We start from the raw sequence: 202 nt of genomic DNA, 5'->3' as shown, positions 1-202 counted from the left end.
CACCGAACGCGAAACCCTCGCCCACCAGCCGACAACCGCACCCAGCACCACGGTCACCCCGGACGACCTCGCCTACGTCATCTACACCTCAGGCTCCACCGGCCGCCCCAAGGGCGTCGCCATCGAACACCACACCGTCCTCCACCTCCTCGCCAACTCCCAGCCCCTCTACGGCTTCGGCCCCCAGGACGTGTGGACCGTC

General features: G+C 68.8%; 1 protein-coding gene. It reads left to right on the top strand.

The window, feature by feature from the left end; translation table 11 throughout:
- On the top strand, positions 1-202 hold a 202-nt coding region (locus tag IF45_RS31875; RefSeq protein ID WP_037638988.1), incomplete at both ends, for an AMP-binding protein.

This window comes from Streptomyces albidoflavus, from assembly GCF_000719955.1.
Classification (GTDB): domain Bacteria; phylum Actinomycetota; class Actinomycetes; order Streptomycetales; family Streptomycetaceae; genus Streptomyces; species Streptomyces albidoflavus.
Note: the sequence above shows the minus strand (reverse complement) of the source record. Positions and strands in the feature narration are given on the sequence as shown.